This window comes from Arthrobacter sp. Soil761 (assembly GCF_001428325.1).
In the GTDB taxonomy this organism is placed as follows: domain Bacteria; phylum Actinomycetota; class Actinomycetes; order Actinomycetales; family Micrococcaceae; genus Arthrobacter.
This window is the reverse complement of record NZ_LMSF01000031.1, coordinates 152,753-172,403: the sequence shown is the minus strand read 5'-3', so window position 1 is coordinate 172,403 and position 19,651 is coordinate 152,753. Positions and strand designations below refer to the sequence as shown.

The 19,651-nt window shown below is 61.0% G+C and carries 17 protein-coding genes; 14 read left to right on the top strand and 3 right to left on the bottom strand.

Features of this window, described 5'->3' with window-relative positions; all coding sequences use genetic code 11:
* Positions 1-143: 143 nt before the first annotated feature.
* Positions 144-1,160: a LacI family DNA-binding transcriptional regulator gene (locus ASG79_RS23270; protein WP_162256842.1), complete on the top strand. Its 1,017-nt coding sequence runs from the start codon at positions 144-146 to the stop codon at positions 1,158-1,160.
* A 205-nt stretch (positions 1,161-1,365) separates the two neighbouring features.
* Here ASG79_RS23270 and ASG79_RS21115 read toward each other — a convergent pair whose 3' ends face one another.
* Together ASG79_RS21115 and ASG79_RS21110 are read right to left on the bottom strand one after the other, a co-directional pair.
* Complete coding sequence (locus ASG79_RS21115) at positions 1,366-2,589, bottom strand: MFS transporter (protein WP_235509902.1); 1,224 nt, start codon at positions 2,587-2,589, stop codon at positions 1,366-1,368.
* Positions 2,590-3,423: 834 nt separating this feature from the next.
* Entirely contained in the window at positions 3,424-3,837 is a 414-nt protein-coding gene (locus tag ASG79_RS21110) for a MarR family winged helix-turn-helix transcriptional regulator (RefSeq protein WP_162256841.1), read from the bottom strand.
* 246 nt (positions 3,838-4,083) lie between these two features.
* Here ASG79_RS21110 and ASG79_RS21105 point away from each other — a divergent pair, with 246 nt between their 5' ends.
* Together ASG79_RS21105 and ASG79_RS24520 are read left to right on the top strand one after the other, a co-directional pair.
* On the top strand, positions 4,084-4,857 hold the full coding sequence (locus tag ASG79_RS21105) for an NAD(P)-dependent oxidoreductase (RefSeq protein ID WP_082581865.1): 774 nt from the start codon (positions 4,084-4,086) through the stop codon (positions 4,855-4,857).
* Positions 4,858-5,568: 711 nt separating this feature from the next.
* Positions 5,569-5,772 (top strand): transposase, encoded by a 204-nt coding sequence (locus ASG79_RS24520; RefSeq protein ID WP_377204359.1) that lies wholly within the window; start codon positions 5,569-5,571, stop codon positions 5,770-5,772.
* Here ASG79_RS24520 and ASG79_RS21100 read toward each other — a convergent pair.
* The gene (locus ASG79_RS21100) at positions 5,726-6,346 is read right to left on the bottom strand and encodes a TetR family transcriptional regulator (protein WP_056393827.1); all 621 of its coding nucleotides are present in this window, start codon (positions 6,344-6,346) and stop codon (positions 5,726-5,728) included. The two genes, ASG79_RS24520 and ASG79_RS21100, sit on opposite strands and share 47 nt — an antisense overlap.
* 84 nt (positions 6,347-6,430) lie before the next feature.
* On the opposite strand from ASG79_RS21100, the gene ASG79_RS21095 reads away from it, so the two are divergent.
* The 11 genes from ASG79_RS21095 to ASG79_RS23255 all read left to right on the top strand — a co-directional run bounded on the left by ASG79_RS21095 (position 6,431) and on the right by ASG79_RS23255 (position 19,613).
* A complete protein-coding gene (locus ASG79_RS21095) occupies positions 6,431-7,888 on the top strand; it encodes an MFS transporter (RefSeq protein ID WP_056393825.1) in 1,458 nt (485 codons plus the stop codon).
* 106 nt (positions 7,889-7,994) lie between these two features.
* Complete coding sequence (locus tag ASG79_RS21090) at positions 7,995-9,002, top strand: SDR family NAD(P)-dependent oxidoreductase (protein ID WP_056393822.1); 1,008 nt, start codon at positions 7,995-7,997, stop codon at positions 9,000-9,002.
* A 139-nt stretch (positions 9,003-9,141) separates the two neighbouring features.
* On the top strand, positions 9,142-10,326 hold the full coding sequence (locus ASG79_RS21085) for an NAD(P)/FAD-dependent oxidoreductase (protein WP_156400254.1): 1,185 nt from the start codon (positions 9,142-9,144) through the stop codon (positions 10,324-10,326).
* 27 nt (positions 10,327-10,353) lie between these two features.
* Positions 10,354-11,592, top strand: a complete 1,239-nt coding sequence (locus ASG79_RS21080; RefSeq protein ID WP_235509889.1) for a cytochrome P450 — start codon at positions 10,354-10,356, stop codon at positions 11,590-11,592.
* Positions 11,593-11,638: 46 nt separating this feature from the next.
* Positions 11,639-11,842, top strand: a complete 204-nt coding sequence (locus ASG79_RS21075) for a ferredoxin (protein WP_200953214.1) — start codon at positions 11,639-11,641, stop codon at positions 11,840-11,842.
* Positions 11,843-12,007: 165 nt separating this feature from the next.
* Positions 12,008-12,307 (top strand): family 1 glycosylhydrolase, encoded by a 300-nt coding sequence (locus ASG79_RS23260; protein WP_377204367.1) that lies wholly within the window; start codon positions 12,008-12,010, stop codon positions 12,305-12,307.
* Positions 12,308-13,005: 698 nt separating this feature from the next.
* On the top strand, positions 13,006-13,623 hold the full coding sequence (locus ASG79_RS21065; RefSeq protein WP_056393818.1) for a PadR family transcriptional regulator: 618 nt from the start codon (positions 13,006-13,008) through the stop codon (positions 13,621-13,623).
* Positions 13,624-13,625: 2 nt separating this feature from the next.
* Complete coding sequence (locus ASG79_RS21060; RefSeq protein ID WP_056393815.1) at positions 13,626-15,416, top strand: sulfatase; 1,791 nt, start codon at positions 13,626-13,628, stop codon at positions 15,414-15,416.
* Positions 15,417-15,501: 85 nt separating this feature from the next.
* Positions 15,502-16,860 carry an MFS transporter gene (locus tag ASG79_RS21055; protein ID WP_056393813.1) on the top strand — a complete coding sequence of 453 codons (1,359 nt, stop codon included), beginning with the start codon at positions 15,502-15,504 and terminating at the stop codon, positions 16,858-16,860.
* Between the two features lie 81 nt (positions 16,861-16,941).
* Positions 16,942-19,392 carry a beta-glucosidase gene (locus ASG79_RS21050; RefSeq protein ID WP_056393811.1) on the top strand — a complete coding sequence of 817 codons (2,451 nt, stop codon included), beginning with the start codon at positions 16,942-16,944 and terminating at the stop codon, positions 19,390-19,392.
* Positions 19,389-19,613, top strand: a complete 225-nt coding sequence (locus tag ASG79_RS23255) for a hypothetical protein (RefSeq protein WP_082581863.1) — start codon at positions 19,389-19,391, stop codon at positions 19,611-19,613. Before ASG79_RS21050 ends, ASG79_RS23255 begins: the two co-directional genes overlap by 4 nt.
* Positions 19,614-19,651: the final 38 nt, after the last annotated feature.

Here is a 19,651-nt window from a genome sequence, read left to right as displayed (position 1 = left end):
GACTTAGAACTCCGGGTGATCTGATACCGGTTGCCATCAGTTCTGGGCGGATGTGGCTGCGGGCACCTTCTCTTATGGAATCATGAGGGTATGTTCTACGCCCACGACTATCGGGAGACGTGAAGCCCATGTCCCCGGAGCACATGCCTGACTTCACCACGGCTGCGAAACCAGCTGCCACAATTTACGACATTGCCCGTACGACAGGGTTCAGTCCCTCAACAGTTTCCCGTGCTCTTCACAAGCCCGGCCGGGTGGGGCCGGAGACAGAAAAGGCGGTCCGCGCGGCGGCAGAGTCCTTGGGCTATCGCATCAACCCTATCGCTCGTTATGTCACAACCGGCCTAACCGGGACCGTTGCTCTCGTATTGTCCGACATCACCAATCCTGTGTTCTTTGACCTGGTGCGAGGAGCGGAACGGACAACTGCCCTGACAGGGCAAACGCTGGTTGTCGCTGAGACGCAGGGATCAAGTGACATTGAGCAGGAAACGATTGAAAGATTGCTGCCTACAGTCGATGGCATCATCCTCGCTTCCTCCAGGTTAGAAAAAGATGAAATTCGTGGCCTCAGTGAGCAGAAGAACATCGTCCTCGTGAATCGAAGTGTGGACGGCGTTCCCAGCGTCGTACCATACTTGGAGCCTGGAATTCGCGATGCGGTGAACCACCTCGCCGGACTCGGTCATAAATCCCTAACCTTTCTTTCGGGGCCCACCTCCATCTGGATGAGTCGCCAGCGATTGAAGCTCCTGCAGCAGGAAACGGCGCGGGCAGGAATGTCTATAGTGGCGACGAGTCCTGCAGAACCGACCATGGAAGGCGGCCGCACAGCGCTCCGTGAGGTCCTGAATACGGAAGCAACTGCGGTCGTGGCCTACAACGACCTAATGGCCATCGGTCTGCTTCTTGCCTGCAGTGAAGAAAAGATTTCTGTCCCCGACAGACTTAGCATCATCGGCTTCGATGACATCTTTGGCTCACAATTCACCTCCCCACCCCTTACTACGATTCGCACGCCCCTCGCATTGGTAGGGGAGGTAGCAGTCCGGCAACTCACAGCGAAAAACCCTGCAGAGACCACGTCTGCCCGCGGATCTCTTCAAACAGAGTTCATTCTTCGCAGATCTACCGCGCCCTCTCCTCTCGCTATGGATTAACTCCCCAAGCCTTCGCTTATGCCAGCCGAAAGCACGCGGGCAGATCTGGAGTCGAGAACGCGGGTCCTCCGACGAGCCCCCCGGATTCTCGGCCAGAAGAGCGAAGAGGCTCTTAGTAGCCGCTTGGCTCGATTTCCAGCAGCGTCGATGCAGTCCGGGAAGTCATCTTTCATCGGTCCTTCTGCGAAGTGAACAGGTCACTGCATCAGCGGACGCTCTTGACTCTGAAGAAGATGAGGAGCCCGCCGACTAGTGCGAGCGCGGTGCCGAGCAGGTAGAGCGACGTGTAATCTTTGCCGGCTTCGGTTGCCGTCAGCGTCAGGATCACCGTGGCGATTAGCGGGGCAATGGCGCTGGGAATCTTCTGTGCGAAGGCGACGACTGCGAGGTACCTTCCGATCTGGCTGCGATCGGGGATGACCGCAAGCACGATGGCCTGGTCCACCGCATTGAACGCGGCGATAGACAACTGCATGACCGCCGCTCCGACCAGCAGCTGGGCGAACGAGTGTGCGAATGCTTCTGTGATGCCGCCAACGACGAACACCAGCGCGCCGATGAGGATGAAGAGTCTGCGGCGGCGGAGCTTGTCTGACAGGAATCCGCCCAGCAAGCCGGCTACGGACGCGATCACGACACCTGAGAGTCCTATGATCGCGACGGTACCTGCAATGTCCTTCACGGGAAGCCCAAGCCGCTGTGCGTAGAAGAATGTCGCGTACGAGGTGTTGAAGTACAGGCCGATGAAGAAGATGAAGCGACCGAGCCAGTTCCATGCAAAGTCGCGACTTTCGCGGGGATTGAAAATGTAGCTCGAAAACAGCATCTTCGCAGTCACGGCCGGCCCCTTCAGCATGTGCCTGGTGCTCGCTTCCCGCTTGATAAAGGGCAAGGTAAGGCTGAGTATCAATCCGATAAGGCCCGGTACGACGAAGACGAGGAATATGTTCGAATGAACAGCGGCGGCGATGCCCACGCCGATCGCGGGCGCGATCTGGTTCGCGACGCCGCTCAGGGCGGAGATCCGACCACGTTGCTCTTCGGGAACACGGTCGGCTTGCCGGTTGATGATTGCCTGCTGCGAGGTGCCCCAGCCGAGGAGGCCAAACATCCAGATCAACGCCATAACGGTCACGTTGGGTGCGAGCGCGATCCCGACGAGAGCTGCAAAGCCCAAGATGCTGCCGCCCACGATAAACGGCGACCGTCGACCGAATCGGCTCCGGGTGCCGTCGCTCCACAGACCGATGAGCGGACTCAGCACAAGGTAGAAGATCTGCGCGGCCCCCAGCACGTAGCCCAGGTACTCCTCGTGATCCGGGGCGAGTTCGGAAACTCGGACTGCCAAGGAGTATGAGGTGGGAACAATAAAAGCCACCGCCGTGCCAAATGCCGCGATTGTCACCCACGCTAAGAAGCTGGCAGACACTTTGGTCAACGGGGGTTGCGCTCCATCGGACGCTGAGATCCCAGACCTCTGCGGCCCCGCCGGCGACTCTGCCGTCATCGGCTGGGACGTGATGTCAGCTAGGGCCACGACCTCTGCCTCTCTCGTATTGAGCTCTTTGTGATTGCTCCTGGACATTAGGACTCCGTTGTCTTTTGTGATTGTTACATCAGGCTTATTGAGCGACGGCCGCCGGTGTTGCTGACAATCACACGTCCGTGTCTGTCCCGCTTAGGGAAGAGTGCAAGGTCCTAAAGCTGCGGCACAAGTCTATTGCAAGCGGTTGCCATCGGGCCTCAAAACGAGATGCGGATCATGTTAGGGCAAGGCTCAAAGCATTGGCAAGCGGTTGACAAGTCCCTAAAACACGATGCGCGCGGAAGAGTTAACTTGGCCAACTGGGGCGCAGACGTGGTCGTCATTCGGATGCTACGCGCTCGGTGGCCGATGTTTCTCCTAGCGCCGCCGATCCTGGCGATACCCTTCGTCGGGATCGTCCTCGCCAGCATTCGAGACAGCCAGCGGCACGGGTTGAGGCTTGGGAATGATCGCCATGGCCGGCGGCTGCCCGCATCGCCATTCCGGTGAAGACCGCGAACTTGGCCTCGAACGGCAGCTTTAGACCGGCGATCCAGCCGCCGATCAGGCGCGGAAGACTTCGCACAGCCTCTTGATGCTCAAGGCCCACCCAGTGGCGCCCGCTATGTCCGGTGCCGGCGGAGCTACCGATGTGTAGTCAAGCCACCCTGGTAGCGCGAACATGGCGGCCAGGGCGGCAGCCATGATGCCAAGCGAATACCCGGAGTACCTATGATGCTACGTCCGATTTTGCTTTACCCAGCGGTCGAGAAGATCACCCAAGGTAATCAGTTCAGCATGTGGCCAGTCGAGTAGCGGCCCGAATACTTGTTGCTTCGTCGCCGCCTCGTAGCGCTGGAGCCGTTCTCGTGCAGTCTCGGTCACCGCGAACACCCGACCACGTCCATCGGCGGGATCAGGCGCTGATCGCACAAGCCGAAGCCGGGCGAGCTGTTTTAGTTGGCGACTGATGAGACTCCGGTCAACGTCCAGCGTGTCGGCCAGCTCGCTCGAGCGCATGGGTCCCTGGCGGTAGAGAATTGCCAGCGCCCGATAACCCGAGCCCTGAAGGTCCGGATGGATCTCCGTCGCGGCCGCGCGCCATACCTGTCGAGATCGAGCTTGCAGGGCATTTAACCGCTCTTCGATCAACAGTAGCGTCTGTTGGACCTCAGGCTCGTTGCCCGGACTGCTGCTACCCCTGAACCATGACACCGACAACGCCCCTTCGCCTCCGACCACCATCTCAGACTAATGGGCTAGATCCATAAAACTGATTGACATAATCCACTACCTCCTCTACGTTTGCTGGCAGACCGTCAAGCTTTGCCTGGGCGTTGCCTCTAAGTCCTGCGACCCGCCCTGCGGCTGAACTGCCCTAAAACCAAGGAGAAACCGATGACAACAATAGATACAGGTGCTGACACGACCCGAGTTGGCATCGTGGGACTTGGGCACATCGGCGGCGGGGTCGCCACCAGTCTGATACGGACCGGGATCGCACCCAAAGCAGTATTCGACATTCGGCCTGAGGCTGCCAAGCGCATAGAGGGATGCCCGGTGAGCGAGGGGTCGGCGGCAGATGTTGCTAACCAGAGCGACGTCGTGATTTTGGCGGTAGTTACTGCCGAGCAGGCAGCCGAAGCATTATTCGGGGCGCACGGCATCGGGGCTCGCCAACGTGACGGCCTGATAGTGGTGCTGCTGTCAACGATCGCCGTCGATTCCCTGCATCAGTTGGCGGAACGATGCGCCAAGCAGGGAATCTACCTTCTTGATGCTGCAGTCACCGGGGGTGGCCGTGCTGCCTCGAACGGCCTCATCGTGATGGTGGGCGGCCCGGACGAGATAGTCAAACGGGCACTTCCTGTGCTGGAAGGCTTCGCGCGCCGTGTCGTGCACTGCGGTCCGACAGGGGCAGGAATGGTCGCCAAGCTAGCGCGGAACGCAATCACCTTCGGACAATGGGCGGTCATCCATGAAGCAGTCAGCATGGCAGCCGCGGCAGGAGTAACGCCCCGGACGCTGCTCGACGTACTGACCGACGGGACCGGAGACGGCACCGATCCCCTGAACCCGCTGCGGCGAATAGTGTCAGGAGAGTCCAATGACCCCGTACAGGCGAATGCGGCACACCAGCTCGCTGACAAAGACCTAGCAGCAGCGCAGTAGCTCGGAGCCACGGTGGGCATGCCCACCTCGGTGATGGACCAGGTCCGACCGATACTGACGCACGTATTCCGCTCGGAATTGGCCGAACCCCAAGCGCGGGAAGCACGATCCTGACCGACTGCAGGGAGGCCCGGCAGCTGCGTCGCGCCCTTGCCGACGCGGGCTGCCTCAGGGATCCATAACAATGGCGACTCCCATGATGCTGGAGATGGCCATGAGCTGCCAGATGGCATTGCGAGCAAACGTGTTGCCTCCGGTCAACCCGTCACCGCCGCCCCCAGCGTGTTTGACCCGCGAAATGACGACGGCATCGCAGTGCTACTCCCACCAAAACCCCGTACACGAGCATGAAGCAGAAGTCCGTCAGGCCGCAGCCGCCTGCCCCGTCCCGGCCATCACGGAAAGGCCAAAGTAGCCCCGGCGTAAAGGTGCCCCTGACTCTCCGCAGCAAAGAATGTCTTGGCCATTTTCAGGGCACGAATGTTCCACGGTCAGGATGGGAGGTCGATCCTGTCAGGGAGATCATCGGTCTGAAGGAGCTTGTGGAACGGTTGCCCGCGCAGGCCAAGGAGCAGGATGTGATGGGCCCAGTGGGCTGCTGAACCAACTCACGAGGAATGCGCTGGAAGCCGAGCTGACCGAGCCCCTCGGGCACGAACATGACCAGACACTGATCGCGGCCTATACGCGCAACAGCACCACGTCAAAATCGTGCTGATCGAGACTGGCCCGTCCGAGATTGAGGTGCCCCGGGATCGAGACGGCACGTCCGAGCCGGTAATCGCGCCCAAACGCAAACGGCATGTGGACGGGGTCGATCAGATCGTGCTCACGCTCCCTGCCCGCAGGTGTTCCGCTGAAGGGGCCTTCAGCAAAGGCGCTGAGGAGCTGCTCCTGCCTGCTTGGCAGGGTTGACGATTCTTCCCGCCTTTTCCAAGCGCTCGAAGATGCCGTCGACGATCTTACGGAAGTCAGCGCCTTCACGGGGCGTCCATTCCTCCCAGGCGATGTCCACGGCGGCGAGCCCGGCGGTTGCCAGTACGCGGGCAAAGAGTTCATCATCCACATGGCCGGTGAGGGCATCCGTCAGGGCCTCCGTATTCGCTGCCCGGCGTTCACGCAGCCGCGCTTTCAAGGCGGGTTCGCTTCCAATCAAGCGGAGCCGGGCGCGAAGGCTTTCAGGCTCATGCGTGGCAGTTTCCACCACAGGTTCGATGGCAGCGCGCAGCAGCCGCCAACCGCTGAAGTGCTTTCCTGCAGGTAGCGCCTCGAGAGCTGCCAGATAGTCAATTTTTGCGCTCTCCACCGATGCGACAACCACATCTTCCTTGCTTCCAAAGTAGCGAAAAAACGTGGCACGGGAGATCCCGGCAGCCCGGGCGGCGTCGTCTACGGTGACGGCCGCATATCCGCGCTCTATGAACACCTCGAGAATGGCCGTCGCCAACTCCGCCTTGACCAGCTCGCGGGTTCTGTCCCGTATTCCCATCTTCACGGTCCTAGTATAAAGTGTGAGACGCAGTATCAATATAGCGTCTGCATCTCATTATTTTCCATTTCTGTTTGGAGACCCATGGTCACAGCTACTATCGAGCCACGTGCCATCCGCAGGCCCGCACGACCAAACCTTGTCATCGCTGTGCTCTCCTTCGCGGGCATGAGCGCATCGTTCATGCAGACCATCTTGATTCCCATCCAGGCCAGGCTTCCCGAACTGCTGAACGCCAGCCGGGACGACACAGCCTGGGTCATAACGGTCACGCTTTTGGTGTCTGCCATCTGCACCCCTGTATCCGGAAAGCTCGGTGACATGTACGGCAAGCGCCGTGTCGCCGTCGTGCTTCTCTCCCTGCTTATTACCGGATCCGTGATTTCCGCGCTCTCCCCCACCGTCCTCCCGCTGATCATCGGACGCGGCCTGCAGGGCACGGGCATGGGCGTGATCCCGCTGGGCATCTCGATCCTCCGGGACACCTTGCCAAAGGAGCGCCTCAGTTCGGCAATCGCACTGGTGAGCGCAACGCTCGGAGTCGGCGGGGCCCTGGGACTCCCCATCAGTGCAGTGGTAACCGAACACTTCGACTGGCACGTCCTCTTCTGGATGGCAGGCTGCCTGGGAGCACTTGCCCTGACCCTCTACATGCTTGTCGTCCCGGCAGGTAGCGCAAGACTTCATGGCCGCTTCGATTTCGTCGGTGCGATCGGACTCGCGATCGGCCTGGCCGGCCTGCTGCTGGCCGTGTCACGGGGCAACGAGTGGGGCTGGACCAGTACGCCAACCCTTGCCTGGCTGAGTGTCGGCGTCACCGGGCTTATCCTTTGGGGCTGGTACGAACTGCGCCAAAACAACCCACTTGTTGATCTGCGGGTCAGCGCCCGGGGACCGGTCCTGATGACCAACCTCGCATCGATCGCGATGGGCTTCGCCCTGTTCGCCTCCAGCATTGTCTTCCCGCAATTGCTCCAGATGCCGGAGGCGACCGGCGGACTCGGGCTTACCCTCCTCAACGCGAGCCTGGTCCTCATGCCGTCCGGCCTTGCCATGCTCGCTATGTCCCCTGTTGCCGGGCGGATTGGGCGCCGCGTGGGACCGAAACCACTGCTGGTTGCAGGGGCCGTCATCATCTCAGCCGCTTACCTCGCGGCCGTCCTGCTTGACCTGAACATGTGGCTGGTCCTCAGCATCAACACCGTCATCGGTATTGGCATCGGCCTCGGTTACGCGGCCATGCCCACCCTCATCATGCAGGCAGTCCCCGTCAACGAGACAGGTGCCGCGAACGGTCTAAACACCTTGATGCGCGCGCTGGGAACCAGTGTCGCCGCAGCTGTGATCGCTGCCGTTCTGGCAAACTCCGCAAACAGGACTGCGATGGGCTCGGTTCCCTCCCAGTCGGGTTTCGAACTCGCCCTTCTCTTTGGGCTAGCTGCGGCCATCCTGTGTGCCGTCCTTGCCAGCCTCATTCCAGGGCCCAAAGCGGCCCCTGATGAGGAACCCGCCCTTCCCAAAGGCTTCCTCCCGGCGCGGTAACTACTGCACATGGAGTAGACGGAATGTCCACCCCTTGCCGGACGACCGGCAGCCCGTAAACGGCGAAGCTGATAACACAACCCACCAACAAAGGAGCAACCCCTAAATGGCCAGCACTCGACCGCTCACCTCAAAAAACACCATCCAGGAATGGCTGGATCACATGGTTGGCGGCTCCATTCTCCGCGGGGTCCTGGCCCGCGGCGGGCAAACCGAGGAAGACCTGAGACCGGCCCGCCAGCTCAGTCTCCGCGCTCTGGTCGAACTGGGGCAGGGTCGGTTCTCCCAGGAACTCGTGCATTCGCTTGTGAAGGAAGCGAACGACGGCGTGATCCCCGCCGAGGAGACCGAAGAGACCATTGCCCCGGCAACGAACGCCCGCTTTGCCGGGAAAACCGTAATCGTCACCGGCGCTGGCTCCGGAATCGGGCGCGCAACAGCTCGCCGGATCATCTCCGAGGGTGGCCGCGTCATCGCCGTGGACGTCGCCCCTGACCGGCTTGACGACCTCGCCACCGATTCCCCCGACGGAACAGTCGTCGCCGTTGCTGCCGACATCACCTCTTCCGCAGGACGCGAGGCCATCCTCGCTGCCGTCGGAGGACGCGCGGACGGCCTCGCCAACGTCGCCGGAATTATGGACGGCATGACGCCGCTCCACGAAACAGAGGACGAACTCTGGCGCCGTGTCTTCGCCGTAAACGTCGACGGCACCTTCGCACTCAGCCGCGCCCTCCTGCCAACCATGCTTGCCCAGGGCCACGGTTCCATCGTGAACGTGGCATCCGAAGCGTCCCTCCGCGGCAACGCCGCCGGGACCGCTTACACCGCGTCCAAACACGCCGTCGTCGGCATCACCAAAAGCTCAGCGTTCTTCTACGGCCCGTCCGGTATCCGGACGAACGCCGTCGCCCCCGGCCCCACCGCCACCGGAATCGAAGGAACCATGTCCTCCCCGTTCGCCCGGGAACGCCTCAGCCCCTTCATGGCGCTCACCCCGCCCGTCGTCGACGCCGACCAAATGGCCGCCTCAATCACATGGCTCCTCAGTGACGACGCCGCAAACGTCAACGGCATTGTCCTCGTCTCGGACGGCGGCTGGTCCGTCCAGTAGCCGGAGGAGCCGGCGGCGGCTTCCGTGTGCTCATTCCGGTCACTGGCCGAAGGATCCGGCAAACACGGCGGGAGAGCCCATACCCATACATGTCATGCAGAAGGGACCACATCATGACAAATACCTCCCGGAGGCATCAATGATGAACATGGATCGCGATGTGCTGATTGTTGGCGCTTCAGCCGCCGGCCTCACTGTGGCGGAAGCACTTCGTAGAGGTGGCCATCGCGGCCGCCTGACCCTCATCGATGCCGAAGCGCATTTCCCTTACGATCGACCTCCCTTGTCCAAGCAACTGCTGTCCGGTGCCTGGGACGCTTCCAAGGTTGTCCTGCGCAGCCATGATGCGCTCTCTGCGCTGGAAGGCGAACTACTGTTAGGCGAGAGGGCCGAACACCTTGAAACGGCCGCACTGTCGGTCCGGACCGCCTCGGGTAGGATCCTTACGGCCGACGCCATCGTCCTGGCTACCGGGGTCACCCCGCGCCGTCTGCCCGGGATGGATGACATATCCGGCGTGCACATCCTGCGAAGCCTTGACCATGCAGCCCAACTGCATAAAAGGCTTCGCCCAGGACGCCGACTCGTCGTAGTTGGCAACGGTGTGCTGGGCTCCGAGGTCGCCGCGACAGCATCGGCCATGGGGGTCAACGTCTCCCTGGCCGGTAAGGCCTCGACTCCGATGGCTCCGCAGCTTGGATGGTTCGCTTCGTCGCTTCTTGCTGCAAAGCATAAGGCCGCGGGAATCAGGCTCTACGGGGACGTCCGGATCGAAAACCTCGTTGTCCGCGGCGGAAGAGTGGACGGCGTCGCTTTGTCCTCCGGTGAAGTGCTGCCAGCGGATGACGTAGTGGTGGCCATCGGATCCCAACCCGCAACCAACTGGCTTTCCAATAGCGGTCTGTCCCTCGACGACGGAATTGTCTGCGACTCCTATTGCCGGGCCGCCCCCAACATCTGGGCTGTCGGAGACGTTGCCCGCTGGAACCACCCCGACCTCGGCAGCCTGAGGCTCGAAAACCGCACCAACGCCGCTGAACAGGCTCTGGCCGTCGCCGCGGACGTCCTGGGCAATGGCGGACCATACGCCCCCATCCCGTACTTCTGGACAGACCAACACGGCCTACGGATCCAGGTACACGGCACAATACCCGCCGATGCCCGTATGCAGATTACGGACGGCGACGCCACGTCCGGCCGATTTGTCGCCATCGCCACCACCACAGACGAAGGTCGGCCCGTCGGCGTCCTGGGGTGGGGAATGCCCAAACAAACCCGAGCCCGGAGGGCGGAACTTCAAACAGCCATGTCCGTCGCCCCTTAAACACCTAATTTGATTTGGAGCTTCATTTTGACCCGAAACAACACCGGCCGCAGCTGGACCGAAAACACCATCGAGCCGCCCGCCGCATTCCCCATGGCGCGCGAACCCCGCTGCCCGTTCGACCCGCCTCCCGCAGCGAGCGCAGCGCAGGAAGCCGGCCCGCTCACGCGCGTCGAACTTTCCGACGGCAGCACGCCATGGTTCGTGACCCGCTACGCAGAACAACGCGCACTCCTTAGCGACCCTCGGATCAGCGCAGACGTCACCCGGCCCGGGTACCCCATCCCAGCCAACAGCGGGAGCACCGCCTCCCCGTTCAGCTTCATTCTGATGGACGACCCTGAACACGCTCGTCTGCGCAGAATGGTGACCGCACCCTTCATGGTTAAGCGTGTTAAAGCCATGCGCCCGGGCGTGCAGAAAATTGTGGACGACCTGATCGACGACATGCTGGCCGCTGGAGGTCCCATCGACCTCGTCAAGGCGTTCGCCCTGCCCATGCCTTCACTTGTCATCTGCGAATTGCTGGGAGTCCCATACTCGGACCACAGCTTCTTCCAACGCAACAGCAACGCCCTAATCAATCGTGAGGCAACCCCGCGGCAGCGACAGGCAGCTGTGGAGGCGCTTGTCGGCTACTTGCACGGTCTGCTCGAAATGAAAAAGACCTACCCAACCGACGATGTATTTTCAGACCTTGCACGCCGCGTCCAGGACAACGAACTGACCAACCAGGACGCGGCCATGATGGGCGTCCTGCTCCTTGTGGCAGGACACGAAACAACGGCCAACATGATCGCACTGGGAACGCTGGCGCTGCTGGAACACCCAGACCAGCTCAAGCTGCTCAAGGAGGCGGACGACACAGCGCTCGTCACGTCCGCAGTCGAGGAACTCCTGCGCTACCTCACCATCACCCACGACGGCCGCAAACGCCTCGCAGTCGAAGACATCGAAATCTCAGGTAACACCATCCGCGCCGGCGAAGGGGTCATCATGGCCACCGATCTTGCCAACCGTGACCCGGAAGCCTTCTCCGACCCGGACCGTCTTGATCTCAGCCGGGACGCCCGTCACCACGTGGCCTTCGGCTTCGGGGTCCACCAATGCCTCGGACAACCACTCGCCCGGATGGAGCTGGAGGTCGCCTACAGCACTCTGTTCCGCAGAATACCGGACCTGCGCCTGGCCACCACACTCGAGAAAGTGCCTTTCAAAAACGATGGGTCCGTTTATGGCGTCTACGAGATGCCAGTGACCTGGTAGTCCGATACACCAAACACCAGCACCAAAGAAACAGAAAGAAGTCCCAATGCTGAAAGTAATTCTCGAACAGGACAAATGCGTCGCCTCAGGCCAGTGCGTCACCGCAGCCGGGGCCGTTTTTGACCAAAGAGACGAGGACGGCATCGCCATCCTGTTGAAAGAGCACCCACCGCTTGGGCTCGAAGCCGAAGTCCGCCAGGCCGCAGCGGTTTGCCCAGTGCTCGCCATCCACGTCACGACCGACAACTGAAACAATCCTGAACCACGGATGCCTCGCCTGTCTTAACCGTTCCGGCAGGGCATCCGCGGGTTCCTAACGATTGCCTAGCGGGGTGTCACTCTAGACCGCCGACTCTTTGTTGCTGGTTGTGCCTTTGCACCTGCCGGCGCTCTCCCTAACCACTCGGGCGAGGAAATCTACTCTCAGGCCCTTGAAGCGACCTTTCGGAAAGCGCACCGGGCTGCCGGCATTGCGGTCATGGTGACGGAAAACGGCCTGGCCACTGATGACGATGCCCAGCCGGTGGACTACCTCCACGCCGCTGTTAACTGCGTAGCGTCCTGCCTGGCGGACGACATCGACGTCCACGGCTACATTGCCTGGACCGTTTTCGACAATTACGAGTGGGTGTTCGGCTACGTACCACAGTTCGGTCTTATCACCGTGGACCGGGGACCCAGGAACGGCCACCCAAGGAGAGCGCACGCTGGCTGATCAGCTTTGCCCGTGGCCAAACCCGTTGATATGTGGCTTAACGGGTCAGCAGTCTCCGGAGACCTGCCCGTCGAAGGGGTATCAGGACCGGCGTGCACAGATGTGGGGTCGTGGGGCTTAAGAACAGTCAGAAGATCTTCGGCGAGGTCTGCGCCAAGCTTCGCCATACCCTCCCGGGGCCCAACATCGGATTTAGTCAGCGAGCTGGTGGTCGTGACCAATTCGTTGGCCGGCGACAAGGCATGGTGTGCCAGCCCGAGGAGTCCGTCCGGGTCCCCGCCCAAGCGTTGTCGAGGATGAGGCGGCCGCGGGCGAAAAGGGCGCATCAAGAGGATCTGTTCATAGGGCTGTCAGGCCCCGTCGACGGTAAAGATTCCACCGCGTTGGCGTCGGCGAGTCATCGCTGGCCAGGGACACCATGATTTCCTCTGCGTCGGCGGCAGCACCGGCACTGCCAGCAGTGTGGATTCGACCAGTACGGCATGCGGTGTGCGCAGGGCCTGTGGGTGCGGGTTCAAACAGGAAGACCGCCTACGAGTACCTCCGCCACGCCAATCTCGGGCGAACGCCTCCCCTTCCGGCAAGGCCGTGCATGGGTTGGCTCTGAATGGTCTCTTGACGCGCGTCAAACCTGGGGCTAATCTATTTTGCATATAGGTGCTTTTGCACCTAGGCAGCGCCTATCTCGACGGAGAGTCATGAAACTGGAATTTCCCCTACTTGGGCTCCTGGCCGCGCGCCGCATGAGCGGTTACGACATCCGCCGTTGGGTCGATGTTGAGGGCAAATTTGTGGGTCTTGATCGGCATCCCAGCCAGATCTACCGTGAGCTCAACCGGATGGAAGCCGACGGCCTGGTCACGCACGAGATCGACGCGCGTGACAACGCTCCCGATGCCAAGGTGTATCAACTCACCGATGATGGCTTCTCCCGCTTGACCAAGTGGATCGACGCCGCCTACGTTCCGCCCGCTCGTTTCCAGGACCCTACTTTCCTGTTGCGGCTCCGGATGACGGCGATGCTCGACCCCATACGTGCGCGATTGCTCGTCGAGGAGGAGCACGCCGCCCGTGTTCGTCAGGTAGCAGAGAACCGCGGTCGTGAACGTGCGTGGGACCACCTGGTTGATGGGCCAGCGCGCCCTGAAATCAATACGAAAAACCTCGCGCTGGTGGCGGATTTTATGAATGAGTACGGCGAAGGTGCCATCGATGCGTGGATCAACTGGCTCGAAAGGTTGATGAGCCGCTTGGACGGAATCATCGCGAACCAGTCCGAAACGGTCATTGCCAGTACTGACCTTCGGAAGGCTTGAGCGTGAAGGCGATCATGGTGCTGTTCGACAGCCTCAACAGACGGTTCCTGCCTCCTTATGGCGGAGATTGGGTACACGCGCCAAATTTCGAGCGTCTGGCCTCCCGGTCGGTTGCGTTCGAGACTTGTTACGCAGGCAGCATGCCGTGCATGCCAGCCAGGAGGGAGCTGCATACCGGGCGCTACAACTTCCTGCATCGTTCATGGGGCCCTCTTGAGCCTTTCGATGACTCGGTTCCGGAAATGCTGTCACAGTCCGGCGTTTACTCCCATCTGGTGACCGATCATCAGCACTACTGGGAAGACGGCGGTGCGACCTACCACAACCGGTTTGACAGCTACGAGTTCTTCCGTGGCCAGGAGGGAGACGCATGGAAGGGCCATGTGGACGACCCTGAGGACGTCGCCGGGCCCCGGGTGCTGCGTCACCAGTTATGGCGCCAGGACCTGATTAACCGGCAATATCTCACACGGGAGGAAGATCACCCGCAGACAAAAACCATCGGAGCTGGACTCGAGTTCATTGAGACAAATCACGCGTCGGGCAAGCCTTGGTTTTTGCAGATTGAGTGCTTTGACCCCCACGAACCGTTCTTCTCATACGCGCAGCACAAGGAACACTACGCAGTTCCTGCCCTTGAGGAGGGCGAGCGTTTCGATTGGCCGGACTACAAGCGCGTAGCCGAGTCACCGGACGAAGTGGAACATGCACGCAGCGAGTACGCTGCTCTCCTGAGCATGTGCGACGCGAACCTCGGCCGGGTCTTGGACGCCATGGACGATCACGGCCTATGGGACGACACGATGCTTATCGTCTGTACCGACCACGGATTCCTGCTGGGCGAGCACGGGTGGTGGGGAAAAAACGTCCAGCCCTGGTACGACGAGAACATTCACACTCCCCTCTTCGTTTGGGACCCGAGGAACGGCAGTTCCGGCGAGCGACGCACGGAACTTGTGCAGACGGTAGACCTTGCCCCCACCCTGTTGGAGCATTTTGAAGTCCAACCGACGCCGCGTATGCAGGGCCGTTCACTTTCTCCTGTCCTCCGCGGCGACGAGCCCATTAGGTCAGCGGGGCTTTTTGGCACTTTCGGTGGCCATGTCAACATCACTGATGGCCGTTACGTCTACATGCGATCCTGCGCGACTCAGGAGAACATGCCACTCTACGAGCACACGCTCATGCCCACTCACATGGCATCCCGATTCGCCGTCTCGGAACTCGTGGATGCCGAACTGGTCGAGCCGTTGCCCTTCACGCAAGGCGTGCCCGTCCTTCGACTGCCGGGGAATCCTTTCGGGAATCCGTATTCGTTCGGCACCCTATTGTTCGACCTGGCCAAGGATCCAGAGCAGCAGAATCCTCTCATCGATGACGATCTTGAACTGCACATGATGCGCCTGCTCGTGAACCAGTTGCGTGAGGCCGATGCGCCGGTATCACAGTACGAACGCCTCGGCCTTCCGATCACCGGTGATCCCGGACCTGAGCATCTGCTCGCTGCCGCACAACGCCACCTGTATGAGGATGCGCGGCTGCCTTTGGCGGGTTCGAGCGAATTCCGCGATGAATTCCCCGGCGTCAACACCCGGCTCGCAGACTTGGCGGCCAATCCGCTGACGAAAGCGGTTCTCGTCGATCACCTCGGACCGGTTGTGGACTTCCTGATAACGAATGCCGCCACAAGCACCGTCGTCGACATAGCCGCCCTCACTCCCGGGCTCCGTTATGACCGGCTGAAGGCTCTCGACTTTGCCCTCTCTGCAGCATGTGAGCCCGCTGTCAAGTGACCGTAACCACATCGGTCGTCACCCAGAAACCCGCCCTGATTCCCTTTCTTGATAAAGGTTCAGCGACAACTCAATGAGGAGAACCATGTCCCACCAGTCCAATACGGCGCCCACGCCGACGCCTGCCGCTCCGGTGAACCAATCGGGAATTGTTCCCGGCCGCTGGCGCAAGCTCACCATCATAGGTATCCCGCTTTTCGCGGATAACAATGAGGTTTCCGTCCTCAGTACCCTTGCTCCGGTCATCATCGCGGCACTGGCACTACCTCTTCAGGCTCTCGGCATCCTGGTGTCCCTAGCCAAAGGCATCAGCATCGTCGCCGGGCCCATGTGGGCTGTGATTGCCCGCAAAACCAACCGCAAAATGGCCTTTGGTCTCGCATCCGTTATGACCGGCCTCGGCACGGCGGCGTGCGGGCTGACCCAAGACTATGCGCAACTCGTTATCGCTTGGAGCCTCACGGCGGTGTTCGTCGCCGCTGCTCTGCCGATCGTCTCCGAGATCACCATGGACCTCTTCGACGAGAAGTCCCGTGGCCGCGCAAATGGCTACACCTGGGGAGCCGTCTCGCTGATCGGATCCATCGCCGGTCCTCTCACCGGCCAACTCGCCAACGTCGAAGACGGCTGGCGCTACGGCTTCTTCATTTGGGGTGCGATCACGTTCCTGGCCGGGCTAATACTCATCATCTTCTTCAAAGACCCCGGGCTCGGCGCGAGCGAGCCGACAACAAGCATGATGACGGCGGAGCAGAGAGCCGGGAACTCGAAACTGACCTGGGCGAAGATGCGCCAACTCCTTACCATCCCCACCTTCGTTGTAATGCTTCTGCAGCGCATCCTGAGCGGACATCTGCTGATCGCATCTTTCGGTATCGTCTTCCTTGTCAAGACATACGGCTTCAACACCGCGGTAGCAGCCGTTGTACTCCTGCCATTCGGCCTTTCCTATGTGGCCGGGACCATCGTTGGTGGGGCTGTCACCGATGCCCTGCATATGCGCAGTCCTCGCTTCGGCCGCATTCGCGTGCTGCAGTTCGCCCAGTTCGGCTTCGGTATCGCCGCTATCGTCGGAACACAGTTCAACTGGGGCAGCATCTGGGTCTTCGCAGCCTTCTGGGCGGTCATGGGCTTTATGCAGGGTCTGAATCCGGGCGTCAACCGCCCTATCGTGGCATCCGTCGTTCCCCCGGAGATGCGCGGTGCTGCCTTTGCACTCATGCTGTCGGTATTCGAAGCGCTCGGCTTCGTGATCTTCAACCTGCTGGCCGGATTCCTGGGCGAAACGATCGGTCTGACAGCCGTCATGTTCTGGATCCCGGGTGTCCTGATGCTGGTCAACGGGGCGTTCTGCACCATCCTGTACCGCACTTACCCGCGCGACACGCACCGGCTCGAGGCGCTGCTGCAGAGTCGCGCAGAACAGACCGCTGGAACCAAATAGATAGCCGCACGGGCTGTTTATACGAGGACCCGTGTAGTCACTCATCCGAACCGCCGCAGAAACCGCTGACAGGACGAACGCATGCCATCCGAGCACAACACGACAGCCGAACGCCTCGATGAACTTGTTGCCCAACTGACACTCGAGGAGAAGGTCATGCTCCTAACGGGGCGGGACTTTTGGACGACCTGGCCGATCGAAAAGATCGGGCTCCGCCGTCTCCTTATGTCGGACGGCCCCTCCGGTGTGCGTGGTGAGGCGTGGGATGAACGCGATCCGTCGCTGAACCTGCCCTCGGCTACCGCCTTGGCGGCATCATGGGATCAAGACATCGCCCGACGCTATGGAGCAGCGGCCGCGGTAGAGGCTCGACGCAAGGGCGTCGACGTCGTCCTAGGCCCGACGATCAACCTGCACCGGTCACCCCTCGGCGGACGGCACTTCGAAGCTTTCAGCGAGGACCCAGTGCTCACCTCCAATCTTGCTGCAGCATACGTGAAGGGCGTCCAGGAACACGGCATCGCGGCGACACCCAAGCATTACATCGCCAACGATTATGAAACTGACCGTTTCACCGCCTCCACCGAGGTTTCGGAACGGGCCCTGCGTGAGCTCTACTTGCTGGCCTTTGAAAAGTCCGTAACGGACGCGCACGCTTGGGCGATCATGTCGTCCTACAACTCCATCAACGGAGTCACCGCTTCCGAGAACCCGCTGCTTGAAACCCCCCTGAACTCCGAATGGGGCTTTGATGGCATCGTGGTCTCAGACTGGACTGGCGTCCGGTCGATAGAAAGTGCCCGGGCCTCCCAGGACGTGGCCATGCCCGGACCGGATGGTCCCTGGGGTGACGCCCTCGTCTCCGCCGTCCGTCATGGCGTAGTGCCAGAAGATGCTATCAATCGCAAGGTGCGGCGGATCCTCCTTCTAGCAGCGCGGGTCGGAGCGCTGGAGGGGTTTGAGCCCGCTGTTACGACACCACCTCCAGGCGAGGACGGGATCGCGTTCGTGCGGGAAGCCGAAGTCGAAGGCACAGTCCTGGTGCAGAACAACGGCATCCTGCCGATTCTCGGCAATGTCCCCCGAATAGCGGTTATCGGTCACAACGCTGATCAAGCCCGATCCCAGGGAGGTGGTTCAGCGACCGTGCTTCCCGAACATGTCGTCACCCCGTTGGACGGAATCAGGGCGGCATTCCCCCACGCCCCCGTTGAGTACTCCATGGGGGCGGTGGTTCACGAAGGCATTGCCGAACTGCCACTCGGCTGCATCACGAACCCGGACAACGGCCATCCCGGCGTCCGTGCACGCTTCCTCCAAGATGGGCGGGAGATCTTCGGGGAAGACCGCCGCACCACCACGCTCGTCTGGTTCGGCGGCAACGCTCCCATCCGGGACGCCGACACCTTGGAAATTGTTACCCGATATGTGCCCGACACATCTGGCCCCCTGAAATTAGGGGTTGGTGCTGCAGGGGTCTCTCGAATGTGGATCGATGACACTTTGATTCTCGACGTTGACGTGCCGGTCGGATCCGACGATCTAGGAGCGGCTTTCCTCAACCCGCCCTCGGACGGCACAGCCATCGAGGTCGTCGCCGGGTCACCCATTATGATTCGCGTACAGCACGACATCCCGAAAGAATCAGCCCTCGCGGGTGCACTGTCATTTGGCTTTGGCTTGCTGCCAGGCGACATCGACGCGGAGCAGCTAATTGCTGACGCAGTCGCAACCGCCAGCGGCGCAGACATCGTCATCGTGGTGGTCGGAACCAACGCGAAAGTTGAATCCGAGGGCTACGACCGGACTTCACTTTCACTTCCTGGACGACAGGATGACCTCGTGGCTGCCGTCGCTGCCGCCAACCCGAATACGATCGTGGCAGTCAATGCGGGTTCACCAGTGGAACTGCCCTGGCGCGAGGATGTAGCAGCTGTGCTTCTGACTTGGTTCGGGGGGCAAGAGTACGGCCATTCCCTGGCCGATGTCCTCACTGGCCTGCGTGAACCTGGCGGGCGCATGCCCACCACGTGGCCTATCAAGCAAGATGACGTACCGGTCATCGACGTAACCCCCGTCGAGGGCAAGGTGCATTACGACGAAGGCATCCACGTTGGATACCGCGCCTGGCTCAAGTCCGGTGTGAAGCCGGCCTACGAGTTCGGCTTCGGCCTCGGCTACACAAGTTGGATACTTGACTTCGTGGAAGTACCAGAGACCGTTGTTCCTGATGAAATCGTTTCAGTTGCCGTCACTGTCACCAACACCGGCACCCGTGCCGGCAAACAAGTAGTGCAGATCTACGCCGAAAAGCCCAGCTCCGCGGTTGATCGCCCGGTCAGGTGGCTTGTCGCGGCCTGCCCAGTCAGGGCGGAATCAGGCGAAACGGTATCAACTGTTCTTAACGTTCCTTCCCGCCTCCTCGGCTACTGGGACAACGGCTGGATGTATGAACCCGGAGAGTACCGACTCCACACAGGTTTCTCCGTCTCAGACCTGCCCTCCACTGACACGATTGTTCTGAAGCCATGACGGCCACAGCCCCCTGGCAAGCATCCACCGGAGTTGTGGAAGTCCGCATCGAAGATGCCAGTCAAGTTGACAAAGCGCTGGACGAGGCAGTGGCGGCAGTCAAAGACTCCGCAATCCGCCACCATACGGGTATTTTGGTGACAAAGACCGGCCCCGGCCGCTACACCGTCCGGGCACATCCAGCCGTGCCCTTCGGACTCACCCGGCAACAATATAGATAAGACGCACTCCTCAAGGCACCGGCGGCAGCGTTGCCCGC

Bases quoted from the DNA above. Each gene is read 5' to 3' on its own strand.
- ASG79_RS23270 (WP_162256842.1), top strand. From the start codon at position 144: ATGCCTGACTTCACCACGGCTGCGAAACCAGCTGCCACAATTTACGAC.
- ASG79_RS21105 (WP_082581865.1), top strand. From the start codon at position 4,084: ATGACAACAATAGATACAGGTGCTGACACGACCCGAGTTGGCATCGTG.
- ASG79_RS21100 (WP_056393827.1), bottom strand. From the start codon at position 6,346: ATGGGAATACGGGACAGAACCCGCGAGCTGGTCAAGGCGGAGTTGGCG.
- ASG79_RS21095 (WP_056393825.1), top strand. From the start codon at position 6,431: ATGGTCACAGCTACTATCGAGCCACGTGCCATCCGCAGGCCCGCACGA.
- ASG79_RS21090 (WP_056393822.1), top strand. From the start codon at position 7,995: ATGGCCAGCACTCGACCGCTCACCTCAAAAAACACCATCCAGGAATGG.
- ASG79_RS21085 (WP_156400254.1), top strand. From the start codon at position 9,142: ATGATGAACATGGATCGCGATGTGCTGATTGTTGGCGCTTCAGCCGCC.
- ASG79_RS21075 (WP_200953214.1), top strand. From the start codon at position 11,639: ATGCTGAAAGTAATTCTCGAACAGGACAAATGCGTCGCCTCAGGCCAG.
- ASG79_RS21065 (WP_056393818.1), top strand. From the start codon at position 13,006: ATGAAACTGGAATTTCCCCTACTTGGGCTCCTGGCCGCGCGCCGCATG.
- ASG79_RS21055 (WP_056393813.1), top strand. From the start codon at position 15,502: ATGTCCCACCAGTCCAATACGGCGCCCACGCCGACGCCTGCCGCTCCG.
- ASG79_RS21050 (WP_056393811.1), top strand. From the start codon at position 16,942: ATGCCATCCGAGCACAACACGACAGCCGAACGCCTCGATGAACTTGTT.
- ASG79_RS23255 (WP_082581863.1), top strand. From the start codon at position 19,389: ATGACGGCCACAGCCCCCTGGCAAGCATCCACCGGAGTTGTGGAAGTC.